General features: G+C 48.3%; 14 protein-coding genes. 5 read left to right on the top strand and 9 right to left on the bottom strand.

Annotated features, from left to right (window positions below):
* Positions 1-293: 293 nt before the first annotated feature.
* The 8 genes from HQQ92_RS06100 to HQQ92_RS06135 form a co-directional block, all read right to left on the bottom strand.
* The gene (locus tag HQQ92_RS06100; protein WP_173243940.1) at positions 294-950 is read right to left on the bottom strand and encodes a 3-oxoacid CoA-transferase subunit B; all 657 of its coding nucleotides are present in this window, start codon (positions 948-950) and stop codon (positions 294-296) included.
* A 127-nt stretch (positions 951-1,077) separates the two neighbouring features.
* Positions 1,078-1,782, bottom strand: coding sequence for a CoA transferase subunit A (locus HQQ92_RS06105; RefSeq protein ID WP_028761111.1), 705 nt, complete (start codon positions 1,780-1,782; stop codon positions 1,078-1,080).
* An 87-nt stretch (positions 1,783-1,869) separates the two neighbouring features.
* Positions 1,870-2,793, bottom strand: a complete 924-nt coding sequence (locus HQQ92_RS06110) for a hydroxymethylglutaryl-CoA lyase (protein WP_173243943.1) — start codon at positions 2,791-2,793, stop codon at positions 1,870-1,872.
* Position 2,794: 1 nt separating this feature from the next.
* On the bottom strand, positions 2,795-4,837 hold the full coding sequence (locus HQQ92_RS06115) for an acetyl/propionyl/methylcrotonyl-CoA carboxylase subunit alpha (protein WP_173243946.1): 2,043 nt from the start codon (positions 4,835-4,837) through the stop codon (positions 2,795-2,797).
* Complete coding sequence (locus HQQ92_RS06120) at positions 4,837-5,718, bottom strand: enoyl-CoA hydratase-related protein (RefSeq protein WP_173243949.1); 882 nt, start codon at positions 5,716-5,718, stop codon at positions 4,837-4,839. The genes HQQ92_RS06115 and HQQ92_RS06120 overlap by 1 nt, the downstream gene beginning before the upstream one ends.
* 49 nt (positions 5,719-5,767) lie before the next feature.
* The gene (locus HQQ92_RS06125; RefSeq protein ID WP_011847235.1) at positions 5,768-7,375 is read right to left on the bottom strand and encodes a carboxyl transferase domain-containing protein; all 1,608 of its coding nucleotides are present in this window, start codon (positions 7,373-7,375) and stop codon (positions 5,768-5,770) included.
* 116 nt (positions 7,376-7,491) lie between these two features.
* A complete protein-coding gene (locus HQQ92_RS06130) occupies positions 7,492-8,661 on the bottom strand; it encodes an isovaleryl-CoA dehydrogenase (RefSeq protein ID WP_113940993.1) in 1,170 nt (389 codons plus the stop codon).
* 140 nt (positions 8,662-8,801) lie between these two features.
* A complete protein-coding gene (locus HQQ92_RS06135; RefSeq protein ID WP_006082318.1) occupies positions 8,802-9,209 on the bottom strand; it encodes a MerR family DNA-binding transcriptional regulator in 408 nt (135 codons plus the stop codon).
* Positions 9,210-9,500: 291 nt separating this feature from the next.
* On the opposite strand from HQQ92_RS06135, the gene HQQ92_RS06140 reads away from it, so the two are divergent.
* The 3 genes from HQQ92_RS06140 (at position 9,501) to gndA (ending at position 14,011) form a co-directional block, all read left to right on the top strand.
* Positions 9,501-11,459, top strand: a complete 1,959-nt coding sequence (locus HQQ92_RS06140) for a propionyl-CoA synthetase (protein ID WP_173243952.1) — start codon at positions 9,501-9,503, stop codon at positions 11,457-11,459.
* Between the two features lie 284 nt (positions 11,460-11,743).
* Positions 11,744-12,058: a quaternary ammonium compound efflux SMR transporter SugE gene (gene sugE, locus HQQ92_RS06145; protein WP_011789592.1), complete on the top strand. Its 315-nt coding sequence runs from the start codon at positions 11,744-11,746 to the stop codon at positions 12,056-12,058.
* A gap of 426 nt (positions 12,059-12,484) precedes the next feature.
* The gene (gene gndA, locus HQQ92_RS06150; protein WP_173243955.1) at positions 12,485-14,011 is read left to right on the top strand and encodes an NADP-dependent phosphogluconate dehydrogenase; all 1,527 of its coding nucleotides are present in this window, start codon (positions 12,485-12,487) and stop codon (positions 14,009-14,011) included.
* 145 nt (positions 14,012-14,156) lie between these two features.
* On the opposite strand, the gene HQQ92_RS06155 is transcribed toward gndA, so the two are convergent.
* The gene (locus HQQ92_RS06155; protein ID WP_173243957.1) at positions 14,157-15,056 is read right to left on the bottom strand and encodes a LysR family transcriptional regulator; all 900 of its coding nucleotides are present in this window, start codon (positions 15,054-15,056) and stop codon (positions 14,157-14,159) included.
* A gap of 163 nt (positions 15,057-15,219) precedes the next feature.
* Here HQQ92_RS06155 and HQQ92_RS06160 point away from each other — a divergent pair, with 163 nt between their 5' ends.
* Both HQQ92_RS06160 and HQQ92_RS06165 read left to right on the top strand, forming a co-directional pair.
* Entirely contained in the window at positions 15,220-15,702 is a 483-nt protein-coding gene (locus tag HQQ92_RS06160; RefSeq protein ID WP_028761101.1) for a DoxX family protein, read from the top strand.
* A 97-nt stretch (positions 15,703-15,799) separates the two neighbouring features.
* Positions 15,800-16,615, top strand: coding sequence for a class III extradiol ring-cleavage dioxygenase (locus HQQ92_RS06165; RefSeq protein WP_173243960.1), 816 nt, complete (start codon positions 15,800-15,802; stop codon positions 16,613-16,615).
* Positions 16,616-16,729: the final 114 nt, after the last annotated feature.

Raw genomic sequence — 16,729 nt, forward strand, 5'->3', positions numbered from 1 at the left:
GCGTGTCGCCAGAGCATTAGTGCTGTTTATGGTGATAAGCTCTCAAAAAGTACCTAGACTGCAAAAGCTCACAAAAAACAAGGTTTGTAGTGAACAAGCTGGTGGTGAATTTTACTCATGGTTCCTCGCTTTCGCGGGGATGACAAAAGCAACAAGGCCCAGAATCATTTTCTGGGCCTTGTTGGTATCGTAAAACGTCGGTTAACGCTCAAAACTCTTTAGGCTTAAAGCTTCAAACTAACTTGAGTTTCAACCTTAGCCGCTATACGTTACTTGCGCATTTTAGAGAACGCTTAAAACACCATTTCTGGTACATGCTCTGGCACGATTAACTTGCCAGCAGTTTTGCTGACGATTTCTTCTACGCTGACACCTGGTGCGCGCTCTAACAAATGAAATGCGCCATCTTTGATTTCGATAAAGGCTAAATCTGTGACGACGCGTTTAATGCAGCCGTAACCTGTTAGCGGCAATTCGCACACGGGTAGCAGCTTAGAATTGCCGTATTTATCGGCGTGCATCATAGTCACGATAATGTTTTCGGCGCCCGCGACTAAATCCATCGCACCGCCCATGCCTTTGATGAGTTTGCCGGGGATCATCCATGAGGCGATAGAGCCGTTCACATCGACTTCAAAGGCGCCGAGTACGGTTAAGTCCACATGGCCGCCACGGATCATGGCAAAGCTTTCGGCGGAGGAGAAAAACGAAGCGCCTTTGACTGCGGTAACGGTTTGTTTGCCCGCGTTGATTAAATCTGGGTCGATGGCGTCTTCGGTAGGGAATTCGCCCATGCCGAGTAGGCCGTTTTCCGATTGCAACATGACTTCCATGCCTTCGGGAATGTAGTTGGCCACCAGTGTTGGAATGCCGATGCCGAGGTTGACGTAGTAGCCATCTTTTAATTCTTTGGCGACGCGCTGAGCCAGTTGTTCTCTTGATAATGCCATGATATCTATCCTTTCTATTTGGCTTTGACGCTTTGGTCTTTATTCTTAGGTTTTTACCCTTAGTTTTAACTTTAGGGAGCTAAGTGCCAATTGCGTTAACTGTGTTTCAAGGTTTTGCCAGCGCCTTTTATTTCGCGGCTTTTACCGTGCGCTGCTCGATACGTTTCTCGAACTTGCCTTGAATAACTCGGTCAACATAGATGCCCGGCGTGTGGATATGATCTGGATCTAGCTCGCCCGGCTCAACAATAAACTCGGCTTCAACCACAGTGATTTTGCCCGCGGTCGCCATCATAGGGTTAAAGTTGGCGGCGGTTTTACGGAATACCAAATTACCCATGGTATCGGCTTTCCATGCACGCACTAAGGCAAAATCTGCGGTCAGCGATTCTTCTAACACGTAATGGCGACCTTTGATTTCTCGGGTTTCTTTGCCATCAGCCACCGGCGTGCCGTAGCCCGTTGCAGTGAAAAATGCCGGAATACCTGCGCCGCCTGCGCGGATCTTTTCCGCCAGCGTGCCTTGGGGCGTTAAAATCACATTGAGTTCGCCAGAGAGCATTTGCTGTTCAAAGGTGGCATTTTCGCCCACGTAAGAGGCGATCATAGTGGCGATTTGGCGATGTTTTAACAGTAAGCCAAGGCCGAAATCGTCAACGCCAGCGTTGTTTGATATCGCCGTTAAGCCGTTAACGCCCATCTTAACCATTTGATTGATTAAGCCTTCTGGAATGCCGCACAGGCCAAAGCCGCCGACCATGATGGTCATGTCGTCCGATAAGCCTGCTAACGCTTCTTCATAGCTGCTGACGACTTTATTGAGTCCTGCCATTGTGATGTCCTTTTATGCTTTAGAAAACGCGCGGGAAATAACGCGCGTTTTTAATAACGGTTGTTGGTGTCGTTAATGGTTTTTGTTTTATTTTGCTAACAGGGCTGTGGCCACTTTCGAACCGTTTTTACGATTCAACTGCGTGCTGATCGCTTGCCCTGCTAACGCGAGTTTTTGTAAATCGATACCCGTTTCGAATCCCATGCCGTGCAGCATATACAATAAGTCTTCGGTGGCAAGATTGCCCGATGCGCCTTTGGCATAGGGGCAACCACCAAGACCCGCAACCGAGGAGTCAAACACCCGCACACCTAAGTCTAAGCAGGCCAAAATGTTGGCTAATGCTTGGCCATAGGTGTCGTGAAAGTGTAGCGCCAGTTTTTCGACTGGGACGCGCTCAGCCACTGTTTGCAGCATTCTACGGGCTTTTTGCGGTGTGCCTACACCGATAGTGTCGCCGAGCGATATTTCGTAGCAGCCCATTTTGTAAAGGATTTCAGACACACGGGCCACTTCACTGACCGCTATCTCACCTTCGTAGGGGCAGCCGAGCACGCAAGACACATAACCGCGCACCGGAATATTGTGTTTTTTTGCTAATTCCATCAAAGGGATAAAGCGTTCAATCGACTCTTCTATCGAGCAGTTGATATTGCGCTGACTAAAGCTTTGTGAGGCGGCGCCAAATATTGCCACCTCACTCGCTTTTGCATCCAGTGCCAGTTCAAAGCCTTTGACGTTGGGTGTGAGCGCGCTATACACCACGCCGCTTTGACGCTGTATTTGCTTGAGCACATCGGCAGAATCGGCCATTTGTGGCACCCATTTAGGTGACACAAAGCTGCCGGCTTCGATACGCTTAAGCCCCGCACCTGCCAGCGATTCAATCAAGGCGATTTTAGCTGCCGTCGGCACTGCGACTTCGTTTTGCAGGCCGTCGCGTGCGCCCATCTCGAAGATACTGACCCTGTCTTTGGCGTTCGCTGCTTGGCTTAGATTGGCTAACGACATCTTAGGCTTCCTTGATCGCGGTTGGCTCGTCTGTCTCTAACGGCTCTACATTGAGCAAGGTTGCGCCATCGGTCACTAGCTCGCCCGCCTTAAAGTAGAACTCAGTGACGATACCGTCAAAGGGGGCTTCGATTGTGTATTCCATCTTCATGGCTTCCATCACCAGCAAACCTTGGCCCGCTTTCACTTGTGTGCCGATATCGACTAAATGGGTCACTACCGTGCCGTTCATGGGCGCTTTTAACTTGTCAGCATTGCTGGCTTGTTCTTCGACCACGAGTGTTTGCACTGCTTTAAAGTGGTAACTGCCAGAGGATAAAAACAGCGTAAAGTCATCACCTTGGGCACTAACGGGCACTTTACTCTTATGGCCGTTGATTTCAGCGAGCAGTAAATCTTGTTTCAGCTCGCCATTGAGTAACCAATCTTGTCCGTGCAGCGGTAGCTGATACATGCCACCTAAATCGAGCATCACTAACTGCTGCAATTCATGGGCATCATCGAGTAGGGCAATATTGTGCTGGCTGCAGCTGTTGAGTCTAAAGCCGCTGACTTGACCCCAAGGCGAGTAAGGATCGGCGCTGTTGACAGCTTGCGCTTTGGCGGCTTCTTTACGGGCAAGCACTTGATACAGCGCGGCAAAGGCAAGGGCAGTGTCAGCTTCGCTTGAAGCTGTGCCAATTAAGGTGTCGCCATAACGGCCAATAAAGTCAGTGCTAAAGTCGGCATTGGCAAACGCTGGGTGTTCGGCAATGTTCGCTAAAAACTCAATGTTGTGCTTAAGACCGCTGATTTGATACGACTCTAAGGCATGCACTAAACGTTGCAGGGCGCGCGGGCGCGATTCATCCCAGACGATAAGCTTGGCAATCATAGGATCGTAGAAGTTACTGATCACATCGTTTTCACTAATGCCCGAATCGATACGCACGTATTTGCTTTGTTCGGGTTCACGTAAAAAGTTGAGCTTACCGCTGGCGGGTAAAAACTCATTCTGTGGATCTTCGGCATAAATACGCACTTCAAAGGAATGGCCGTGGATCCGCACTTCATCTTGCTTAAGGGGTAATGGCTGACCACTGGCGACCATTAACTGCCATTTGACTAAATCTTGGCCCGTTACCATTTCAGTCACTGGATGCTCAACCTGCAGACGGGTATTCATCTCCATGAAATAGAAGCTATTGTCTGTGTCGAGCAGAAACTCTACAGTCCCCGCGCCAACATAATCGATAGCTTTGGCTGCCGCGACGGCTGCTTCACCCATTTGGGCGCGCAGTGCATCGCTTAACCCTGGCGCTGGCGCTTCTTCGACCACTTTTTGGTGGCGACGTTGAATCGAACAATCGCGATCCGATAAATAAATCGCGTTGCCAAAGGTGTCGGCAAACACTTGCACTTCGACGTGGCGCGGCTGGCGTAAATAACGCTCCATCAATAACTTATCGTTACCAAAAGAAGAGGCCGCTTCACGGCGCGCCGAGTTAACGGCTTCCATGATTTCGCCTTCATTCTCGACGATACGCATGCCTTTACCGCCGCCGCCATAAGCCGCTTTAATCAGCATAGGGAAGCCGATTTTCAGTGCCTCCGCTTTTAAGGTCGCATCGGTTTGGTCATCGCCGTGATAACCCGGCACTAAGGGCACATTTGCCGCTGTCATAATGGATTTGGCGGCGCTTTTGCTGCCCATGGCATCGATAGCATCACTGCCTGGGCCAACAAAGGCGATGCCTGCGGCTTCACATTTACGGGCAAAGTCGGCGTTTTCAGATAAGAAACCATAACCTGGATGAATGGCTTGGGCGCCCGCTTTTTTGGCGATGTCGATAATCAAATCGCCCTTTAAATAGGAGTCTGCTGGCGCACTGCCGCCTAAATAGAAAGATTCGTCGGCCATGGCGACATGGCGCGCTTCTTTATCGGCATCGGAATATAGGGCAACGGTGCGAACGCCCATGGCATGGGCCGTTTTGATGATGCGACAGGCGATTTCACCGCGGTTAGCAATCAATAGTTTGGTAAACATGTGCTTGGTCAACATCAAAGGGCTCCTTGGGTATCACTTGGCTTTTGCATTGGCGTTGGAGAGGGCATTGAGTGCGCTTGTTGCCAGTTAGGCTGACGTTTCTCAAAAAAGGCGTTTAAGCCCTCTTGGCCCTCGGTCGATACCCGAATGCGGGCGATACGCTCGCTAGTGTAATCAATGGTGTTTTGGTCTATCACGCCATCTTCAAGATGCGACAGTAGTGTTTTTACCCATGCCATGCCTTGCGGGCTATTGGCTAGCAACGCCTCAATCATCGGCTTTGCGGCGGCGTCTAAGTCATCGCTGATCTCATGAATGACGTTAAGCTTTAATGCGGTTTCTGCACTAAAACGCTCGGCGGTCAGCATGTAGCGGCGCGATGCACGATTACCCATAGCGCGGGCAACGTAAGGGCTAATTACTGCTGGAATTAATCCGAGTTTCACTTCGCTCAAGCAAAAGCTGGCGCGCGTCGTGGCGATAGCGATATCGCAGGCGCAAATCAGCCCCAGTGCGCCGCCAAAGGCTGCACCTTGCACTAGTGCAATGGTGGGCTTAGGAAAGGTATCAAGATCCTGCATCAGTTTTGCTAAGGCTTTGGCATCATTTAGATTTTGCTCAAAGTCCATTTTGGCTTGCTTGCGCATCCAATTGAGATCGGCACCAGCACTGAAATTTTTGCCGTTCGCTTTGAGTACCAGCACTTGGCAATCCTTGTGCTCAGCAAAATAGCTAAGCACAGCAATCATCTCGCTAATCATCACTTCATCGAAGGCGTTGTGCACATCGCTGCGATCTAAAATAAGCTCGGCAACGCCGTTATTGAGTGCATGGCTCACGTGCTGTAAGTTGCTTAAATCCTTTGCGTCGCTAGCGCTGTTTAATGTGTCTGTCATTATTTTTTTCCTATCTTCTTGTGTGGCATATGTTTTTCACATGTGCCTTTTACATACGGAACACACCAAAGCGGGTGTCTTCGATAGGAGCATTTAATGCTGCCGATAGGGCAAGGCCGACCACATCGCGGGTTTGCGCCGGGTCAATAATGCCGTCATCCCATAAGCGGGCGCTGGCATGATACGGATGACCTTCTTTATCGTACTGGGCGACAATCGGCGCTTTAAAGGCTTTTTCATCCTCAAGTGACCATTCTTCACCTTTACGGGCTAAACCGTCGCGGCGTACTGTGGCGAGAACGCCTGCGGCTTGCTCTCCGCCCATCACAGAAATACGGGCATTAGGCCACATCCACATCATGGTCGGTTCGAACGCGCGGCCACACATGCCGTAGTTACCCGCGCCGTAGCTGCCGCCGATAATCACAGTGAATTTAGGCACATTGGCACAAGACACCGCGGTTACCATTTTGGCACCGTGTTTGGCTATGCCTTCGTGTTCGTACTTTTTACCCACCATAAAGCCGGTGATATTTTGTAGGAACAGCAGCGGAATTTTGCGCTGGCAGCACAGTTCAATAAAGTGCGCGCCTTTTTGCGCCGACTCAGAGAAAAGAATGCCGTTGTTGGCGACAATGCCGACGGGGTAGCCGTGAATACGGGCAAAACCGCATACTAAGGTTGCGCCATAGTTGGCTTTAAACTCATCAAAATCAGAATCATCGACGATACGGGCGATCACTTCTTTAACATCAAAGGGCTTTTTCAAATCAGTGCCGACAATGCCGTACAGTTCGCTAATGTCGAACTTCGGTGGTTTGACAGGACTTAAGAGTGATTTGATTTCTTTTTGATGATTCAGGCGTGATACCGCGCGGCGTGCAAGCTCTAACGCATGCTCATCGTTTTGGGCTAAATGATCCGCTACGCCGGAAATTTTAGTGTGCACTTCGGCGCCGCCGAGTTCTTCGGCGCTGACTTCTTCACCTGTGGCCGCTTTGACTAATGGCGGACCGGCTAAGAAGATAGTGCCTTGATCTTTTACGATAATCGATTCATCCGCCATGGCCGGCACATAGGCGCCGCCTGCGGTACATAAGCCCATCACCACTGCAATTTGGGGAATGCCCTTAGCGGACATTTGCGCTTGATTGTAAAAGATGCGGCCGAAATGGTCGCGGTCGGGGAAGACTTCATCTTGGCGGGGCAGGTTAGCGCCGCCCGAGTCGACTAAATAGATACAAGGCAAGTGACAACGGCTCGCAATATCTTGGGCGCGTAGATGTTTTTTAACGGTAATTGGGTAGTAAGTACCGCCTTTAACTGTAGCGTCGTTGGCGATGATCATGCACTCAACACCGCTTACACGGCCGATACCAGCGATAATGCCTGCTGCGGGCACTTCTTCGTCATAAACTTCAAACGCCGCAAATTGCGACAGTTCTAAAAAGGGCGAGCCTGCATCAAGCAGCTTTTCAACCCGCTGACGTGGCAGTAATTTACCGCGAGATAAATGGCGCTCTAGCGCCACAGGGCCGCCGCCGAGTTCGATTTTATTGAGTTTAGTTTTAAGATCGGCCACTAGGGCGGCCATATCGTCTGATTTTGCTTTAAATTCATCGCTACGGGCGTTGATACGACTGCTTATTTGCGTCACTTTGATTGTCCTTATAAAGCGGAAACTCGGTATCACCTTGCTCGAATGGGTGGCGCAAACTGTAAGTTACAGTGAGGTGCTACCCATTCACTTGTGAGAGATTATTTAAACTCGCGTTATTTCGACTCATTGAACAGTTCGCGGCCAATCAGCATGCGGCGAATTTCTGATGTGCCGGCGCCGATTTCATACAGCTTGGCATCACGCAGTAAGCGGCCAGTGGCGTATTCGTTGACATAGCCATTGCCGCCTAGCAGTTGAATTGCATCCAGTGCCATTTTGGTGGCGAGTTCTGCGCTATAAAGAATGGCGCCTGCGGCATCTTTACGGGTGGTTTCACCGCGATCGCAGGATTTTGCCACGTTATAGACATAGGATTTGGCGGCATTCATGCCTGTGTACATGTCGGCTAACTTGCCTTGCACTAGTTGGAATTCACCAATCGATTTACCAAATTGCTCACGCTCGTGGATGTAAGGCACAACGATGTCCATACAGGCATTCATGATCCCCAGCGGACCGCCAGACAGTACGACGCGCTCGTAATCGAGGCCGCTCATCAGCACTTTTACGCCGTTATTGAGTCCGCCTAAAATGTTTTCTTCTGGTACTTCTACATCTTCAAACACCAGTTCGCAGGTGTTAGAGCCGCGCATGCCGAGTTTGTCGAGCTTTTGCGCTTGGCTAAAACCTTTCGAATCACGTTCAACGATAAAGGCGGTAATACCGTGTGCGCCTTTGGTTAAGTCGGTTTTCGCGTAAATGACATAGGTGTGTGCATCTGGACCGTTAGTGATCCACATTTTGTTGCCGTTTAAGATGAATCGGTCGCCTTCTTTACGGGCATGTAGCTTCATCGAAACCACGTCAGAACCCGCGTTTGGCTCACTCATGGCCAGCGCGCCAATATGCTCACCGCTCACCAGTTTTGGCAGGTACTTGGCTTTTTGCGCTGCATTACCGTTACGGTTGATTTGATTGACACACAGGTTTGAGTGGGCGCCGTAACTTAGGCCGATAGAAGCGGATGCGCGGGAGATTTCTTCCATTGCGACGACGTGGGCTAGGTAGCCCATGTTTGCGCCGCCGAACTCTTCGGGTACAGTTACTCCGAGCAGTCCCATTCCTCCAAGCACAGGCCAAAGTTCATTGGGAAAGGCATTGTCGTGATCCACTTTCGCGGCAATCGGAGCGATTTCATTCGCGGCAAAATCCTGCACTGCATCGCGCAGCATATCGACGTCTTCGCCTAGGCCAAAATTTAGACTTGTGTAGAGAGAGTTCATTACTTGTGTCCTTTCAGATGTTCTAATTTTAGATTGTTATAGTTTTTATGATTTTTAGGTGCTTGAGTCTTTTAAATCTTGTACTTAAATCCGTAGTCGTTATCGCCATCAAATTGATTTGATTTTGTGTCAACGGGGATTTAGGCTTTTGCCGTTTTGTTATCTTCTAAGGCTAAACGGCACTGCTGCTCGGCGGAATTGAGTTCCATCAATACGACTTTGATGTCGTCCATTTGCTGTTGTAGTGCGGATTTCTTTTCTTCCACTAGCGCCAGCATGGTATTGAGCTGTGAGGTGCTGCTCTTGTCGGCATCGTATAATTCGAACAAGCGACGGGTTTCTGCCAAAGAAAAGCCCAAGCGTTTACCGCGAAGAATGAGCTTGAGACGCACCCTGTCTTTGAGGCTATAAATACGGGTTTGGCCGCGGCGTTTAGGTTTAAGCAAACCTTGGTCTTCGTAAAAACGAATACTACGAGTAGTGATATCAAACTCTTTTGAAAGATCACTGATCGAGTAAGTCGTTTGTGGTGTGTTCGTTGCGCTCATTCATGCACCCTAAATAATCAGTTTTAAGCAAGATATATGAAGTTTACGTAAAGGTAAAGATTTTGGCTTTTATTCTGTTGGCAAAAAAGTGTCAATCCCAATTGCCATCAGCCTGTGCAGCGAGATTAAAACGTGTGCTTTAAATTAGTGTTTTCACATAAAACCACAAATATCTTCTGGTTATAGGCTAACGTCTAATAGTGGGCTTTAGACCTCCTTGCTAATAATAGAAGCAGGAAGGGGTAGTTATTGCGGCTGACGATGTGAGTCGCAGTCCTGATTGGAGGACATATGTTGACCGAACAGCAAAATGCATCTGTAGCGCAAGCCACAAATCAAAAACAGAACCAACAAAAACATCAAGCGTTGCACCAAGCATCCTTGCTTAATAAAGCCGAATTCTGGGGAGAAGCGGCGAAAACGCTCGATTGGATTAAGCCGGCGCAAACGGTGCTCGATGAATCGCAGGCACCGTTTTATCATTGGTTCGCCGATGGTGAGATGAACACTTGTTATAACGCCGTTGATCGCCATGTGTTGGCCGGACGCGGTGATCAAGTGGCTATCCAATATGTGAGCCCAGTGACAGACACTGAATACGGCATTAGCTACGGGGAGCTACAGGCTCAAGTGAGCCGACTTGCGGGCTTTATGCAATCTATTGGGATAGAGAAGGGCGACCGTGTGGTGATTTATATGCCTATGGTGCCGGAAACCGCCTTCGCTATGCTGGCCTGTGCCCGCATAGGTGCGATTCATTCTGTGGTTTTTGGTGGCTTTGCCGCCAATGAACTCGCGACTCGGATCAATGATGCTAAGCCTAAATTGGTCTTGTCGGCATCTTGCGGCATTGAGCCTTCGGGCGTGATCCCTTACAAGCCTCTGTTAGATAAAGCGTTAGCTCAGTCAGTGCATCAGGTTAATCACTGCCTAATTTTGAATCGTAGCCAGTATCAGGCCGATTTACTTGAGGGTCGTGACTTAGATTGGCAAGCCGCATTAGCAACTGCACCTAAGGCCGATTGTGTCGCCCTCAAGGCTACCGATCCCTTGTATGTGCTTTATACCTCTGGCACCACGGGTCAGCCTAAAGGTGTGGTACGCGATAATGGTGGCCATGCCGTGGCCCTGGCTTGGTCGATGCAGCATATTTACGATATTCAAGCGGGTGATGTGTTTTGGGCGGCGTCCGATGTGGGTTGGGTTGTGGGTCATTCTTACATTGTGTATGGGCCACTGCTGGTGGGCGCCACCACCTTAATGTATGAAGGCAAACCTGTGGGAACGCCAGATCCCGGCGCATTTTGGCGCACGATTGCCAAATATAAGGTCAAAAGCTTCTTCACCGCGCCGACGGCCATTCGCGCAATCAAGCGTGAAGATCCTGATGGTGAATATCTACAAGGTGTTGATTTAGCTTGTCTTAAAAATGTGTTTTTGGCGGGGGAGCGTTGCGATCCCGATACCTTAGTTTGGGCACACACTAAGCTCGCTAAACCTGTTATTGATCACTGGTGGCAAACCGAAACGGGCTGGCCTGTCGCAGCAAATTTGATGGGCACAGCGCCAGTTACCATTAAACCAGGTTCGCCAGCTTTACCTGTGCCGGGTTATGCGGTTGAAGTGCTGGACGAATTAGGTGAGCAAGTTGCGGCCAATACTTCGGGTAATGTGGTGATTAAATTGCCTCTACCGCCGGGGACATTGACGACACTGTGGCAAAATGATCAACGCTATCAAGATAGTTACTTGTCTATGTATCCGGGTTACTACTTAACTGGCGATGCGGGTTATACCGATGAAGACGGCTATCTCTACATTATGAGTCGTATCGATGACATCATAAATGTAGCGGGGCACAGGTTATCGACGGGACGCTTCGAAGAAGTGTTATGTCAACACCCTGATGTGGCCGAAGCCGCGGTAATTGGGGTAGATGATGCGCTTAAGGGCCAAGTTCCCCTCGGATTAGTGGTACTCAAGAAAGGCGTGACGATCAGTGATGAAGAGCTGCATAAACAGTTAATAACCCTGGTACGCCAAGAAATTGGTCCCGTCGCCTCCTTTAGGTTAGTGAGTGCGATTCAAAAATTACCTAAAACGCGCTCGGGTAAAATTTTACGCGGTACTATGCGAAAAATTGCCGATAATCAGCAATATACTGCGCCAGCGACCATAGAAGATCCACAGACCTTAGAGTTAGTGCGTACCGCGCTCACTCGCATGGGTTATGCCGATGCCTTAGTGTAAGAAATAGAGCGTAAAGGCTTTTATAGAAAGAGTGTAAAGGTCTTATAGAGAGTTGAAATATCAAGGCGATAGTAAACTGACCAAGCTTGCTATCGCCTTTTTGCGCATGGCATTTCTTATTTCGGCAAAATCAAAGATTGAAATTTTCACCTCAAATTTGCTAGTCTTGCATTCTCATCACGTACAGCTATATCACCTACAGTTTTACTGTAATCAAATGGCTTAGGGACGACCCTAAATACGCCTAATCTAACATGGGGACGACCCCTTTATGGGAGTTCACTATGAGTTGGTTCTTATTAGTTCTTGCGGGTTTATTTGAAATTGGTTGGGCTATCGGGCTTAAATATACCGACGGTTTTACGCGTTTGTGGCCAAGTATCTTTACAGTAGCGTCGATGGCAGTGAGTGTGTTGCTACTAGGACTCGCGGTTAAGCATTTGCCTATTGGTACGGCTTACGGCGTGTGGGTCGGCATTGGTGCTATGGGTACGGCGATTGCGGGAATTATCCTCTTAGGAGAAGGCGTTAGCTTACTTAAAATCGCCAGTTTGATATTGATATTACTGGGTGTTTTAGGGCTTAAACTTGCCCATTAATTGACGGTTCTACTAGGGCGTGTTGACGTTTCGAGATTAAATTTTGTTCGCTCTGGCAAGCTCGTGATCACGAAACGAGGAGTGACGTGTAGTTATTCTACTCAAATGACGAGTGACAAAGAGCAAGAGCTTGCCAGACGAACCCTTCGGGCAGCGTTTGGCTAGCGTTTCTGCTGCGTTATCGCCCGTTTATGTAGAATAACTACACTGCACGGGCTTTGCCTTGCATAAAAGCCAGCCAACTCGCTGCAAAAACAACCCTGAAACGTCAACACGCCCTAGATAAAATGAGACCTAAACGATTGGTACTTTCGGCACAATCGAAATTGCCAATCGTATGTCTCTGGTAATTAAGTTACAAAGATCGGTATAATTACCCCTCAAAATTGGTTAGCTCTAACCTCTGTGACCCGTGGGAATAATATAATGCAAAACCACAGCAATCTTAATGATATCGGCGTAATTGGCCTTGGTGTTATGGGTAAAAACCTTGCGCTAAACATCGCAGATAACCAATATCACGTCAGCGCGTTTGACCTCGATCCTGTTAAAGTTAATGGTGTTATACAGCAAGAAAAACAGGAACGTGCTGGACTCGAATCTCGCATTCTTGGCTGTGCTAATCTTACCGAAATGTTAGCCAGTCTCACAAAACCCCGTATTCTTGTGCTTTCTGTTCCTGCTGGTGCCCCCGTCGATGGTGTCTGTAGTGCTTTGATTTCTGCCGGAATTGAGTCCGACGATATTGTCATCGACACAGGTAACAGCCTATGGACTGACACTGTTGAGCGTGAAGCGCGATACAAAGGGCAATTTGTATTTTTCAGCTCTGCAGTTTCGGGCGGCGAAGTCGGTGCGCGTTTCGGCCCCTCACTTATGCCTAGCGGCGATATCGATGCATGGCATCACGTGGCACCTATTTGGAAAGCGATTGCCGCTAAGGTTGATGCCAAAACTGGGCTACCTATCGAACGCTTTGAGCCGGGTAATCCCGTGACAGAAGGCGAGCCATGCACGACTTATATTGGCCCCGCGGGTGCTGGCCATTATGTGAAGATGGTGCATAACGGTATTGAATACGCTGACATGCAGTTGATTTGCGAAGCCTATCAAATGCTGCATGACGGTTTAGGCATGAGCGCTGCAGAAGTGGGCGATGTGTTTGAACGCTGGAACAAAGGTAGTTTAAACAGCTATTTGATGGGGATCAGTGCCGAAGTCTTAAAACAAGCCGATCCATTAACGGGTAAACCGCTGGTGGAAATGATCTTAGATAAAGCGGGCCAAAAAGGCACGGGTTTGTGGACGGCCGTGAGCAGTTTACAAATTGGCTGTCCCGCGCCGACGATTGCTGAAGCTGTGTATGCGCGCGCCGTAAGTACCCAAAAATCCTTACGTCTACAACTCAGCCAGAAATTGGCTGGGCCAAATGCACCTGTTATCGATGACGCACAAAAAGCACTGTTGATTGAAGCCCTTGAAAGCGCGTTATATTGCGCGAAAGTGTGTTGTTACGCCCAAGGCTTCCAGTTGATGGCGATGACGGCTCATGAACAAAAATGGCAGTTAGACTTTGCTGAAATTGCAAAAATTTGGCGTGCGGGTTGTATTATTCGCGCGACTTTCTTGCAATCAATCACTCAAGCCTATGAAGACAAATCTGATCTTAGCAATCTGTTGATGGCGGACAGTTTTGCGTCTGCCTTGTCTGAAAAGCAAGGCCTATGGCGTACCGCAGTCGCGACTGCGGTGATGCAAGGCATTCCAGCACCTTGTATTAGCTCGGCTCTGGCGTATTACGACAGTTACCGCTGCGAAACATTACCAGCAAACTTGCTCCAAGGTCAGCGTGACTTTTTCGGTTCCCATACATTTGAGCGTATCGATACCCCTGCTGGCGAGAAATATCACTTAGATTGGAGTGCCAAAGAGCGCACCTTGGCTAAGGTTTAAGCCTAAGGTTTAGCCTGTTATTGAAATGAAAGACGCCCCTTATCGAGGGGCATTTTTGTTTATGGCCGATGACTTTATAAGGGCATATAACTTAGTTACTTCACCTTATTTAAAGCCACTAAAACCAAACCTGAAGCTTGAAGTCTTAAGCATTCAGCTCAGATGAAAAGGCGATCAGCTTTTGCCAGAGTGCTTTGGCGACGGGGCCTAAAGGTGAGTGGGGTTTTCGCATCACATAGTAATCGAGTTGAATGTTGTTTTGCCTTTCACGCAGATCCAGTGCAATCAACGCGCCCTGTTTGAGTGAATCTTCAATCATATAGTGCGGCAGTTTGCCCCAGCCCATACCACTTTGAATAAGCATTTTTTTGGTGTAAAAATCATTAACATACCAACGTCGTTGCCCCGCCTGTACCCCAAACTCAATATTCGCAGTGCCTGAGCCCGTATCTTGGATCACTATTTGGTATTCATTAACGAGCTCTCGTGCGTAGGTCAGTGTTGGATGACGCTCAAGCATGCGCGGCGCGGCAACATCGAGAAGGCTACCGGAAAAAAGATAGGCTAATTCTAAATGGCTCGAACGTATGGGTTCAATTCCGCCCGCAGAGATGATGATTTCAGCTTTATCTTGATTCAGCGCTTCGAGTGCACCAGTTAAAAACTCTTGTTTGAGAATAATTTGGGTATAGGGAAACTCATTTTGAGTCAGCTCTAAAATCGGCAAAATTCGAGCGAGATTAAAGGAGGCTTCAAAAGCTAAGGTGATGCTTGCTTCGTTACCTTTGGCTAAATGCTTCGCTACTTGCTTCATTTCTTGCGCTTCATTCAGTACCCGCAGGGTATGTTGCAGCAGTTTTCGACCTTGCTCAGTGATGGCGAGTCGATAACCTTCGCGATTAAACAGGATAAGATCGAGTTGGGATTCTAACTGTTTGATACTTTGGCTAATGGCGGGTTGGGTTTTATGTAGCTTGTCACTGGCAGCTTTGAGTGAGCCCGCCTCAGCTACGGTTTTAAACATCAGCAGTTGGTCTAAGGTCACAAGGATTGCTCGCAAGTTATAAATTATTAGTTTATGAGATATTAGATTTTATTCCATATTTATTTATTTTTTATCGGCTCATAATCGATTCCATTCTCACTCGTCGTCTGCGAATTTATGCCCAAGACTGACGGCAAATATCACGTTTAATGGGGTGTGTGCGATGCGATTTTCAAACTTATGTGATACTAAGGGTTCAAGTATCAATGGCTTAGTTGCAGAGGTTGATACACAGAAGTTATTCCTTTGTGCCAATACACTTAATCGCGCCGCTGTAACCGTCACATTGGCGATGAGCATAGTGTTTTTCATCTCGGGATTTGCCAAGTTATTTGGCGTGTCTATGTTCCATGTTCCGTTCACATTAATGAATCTTCCCACTGGTTTTGGTTATTTTATTGGTTTGATGGAAGTGATTGGCGCCCTTGGGTTGTGTCTACGTGACTACCGAGTGCTATCGGCGAGCGGTTTACTGGCGATTATGTTGGGGGCGATTTATTTCCACTTTAACTATGAAGCGCCGATTAATGCACTGCCGGCATTGAGTTTATCGGCTGGCCTCTTTCTGGTTATCAAACTGGATGAAATTATTGAGCGTTTAGTGCAATTTCAGCGGCAGTTGGTGCTGAATCGCTCCGCATTTTAAGCGTGCATTGAAGTGTTATGTAGAACAGTGAGTTAAGCGAGAAATGCTGAGTTTAAAGCCAGTAGTACAGATATAAGTTAATCAACACGAGAGGATTATGATGCAAGTTAACGCGAGTCGTATGCCTGTGCTATTTGTGCCCCATGGTGGTGGCCCTATGCCTTTGCTCAATGATGTTAATCATAGGGAGTTGCGTGCATTTTTAACTTCAGTAACAGCGCCAATGCCAACTCCGAAGGCGATTGTGTTGATCACTGCCCATTGGGAAGAATCTGTGGTGACTTTGTCGAGTAGCCCAAAGCCAAGTATTTTGTATGATTACTATGGATTTCCACCTGAGGCTTATCAGCTGACATATCCTGCACCCGGTGAGCCAGAATTAGCCGCACAGATTGCGAATATGCTAGCGGATAAGGGCATCGCCGCCCGCTTAGATAGCGAACGCGCATTTGATCACGGTACTTTTGTACCACTTAAGTTGATGTATCCTGAGGCGAATATTCCCGTGGTGCAGATGTCGTTAGTCCACAGCCTCGATCCTAAAATCCATATAGCGATTGGGGAGGCTTTAGCACCGCTGCGGGACCAAGGGGTGTTGATCGTGGGGTCTGGCATGTCGTTTCACAATATGCGGGCATTTTTCTCAAGCGATCTCACAGTGCAAAGCCGCAGTGCAGAATTTGATCATTGGTTGACGCAAACTTTAACGGCAAGTGTTAGTTCTGCCGAGGTAAAAACAGCGTTAACTCATTGGCAATCAGCCCCTGAAGCGCGTTTTAGTCATCCGCGGGAAGAACATTTATTACCGCTACACGTGTGTTTTGGTGCAGGCCATAATGGTTCATCCCATGCCGAACGCAACTTTAATGGTATTTTGTTAAACACGCTGATCTCTGGTTATATCTGGCAATAAATGGGGTAGGATTTCCCTCGTCGATAATAAGCCAAATTGAAGTCGTGCTGCGGCCAATAAAAAAGGTTCGTATCTATCGAAGATATGAACCTTTTTATATTCAGCATTGAGCTG

The organism is Shewanella sp. DC2-4, from assembly GCF_013248875.1.
Taxonomy (GTDB): Bacteria; Pseudomonadota; Gammaproteobacteria; order Enterobacterales; family Shewanellaceae; genus Shewanella; species Shewanella oncorhynchi.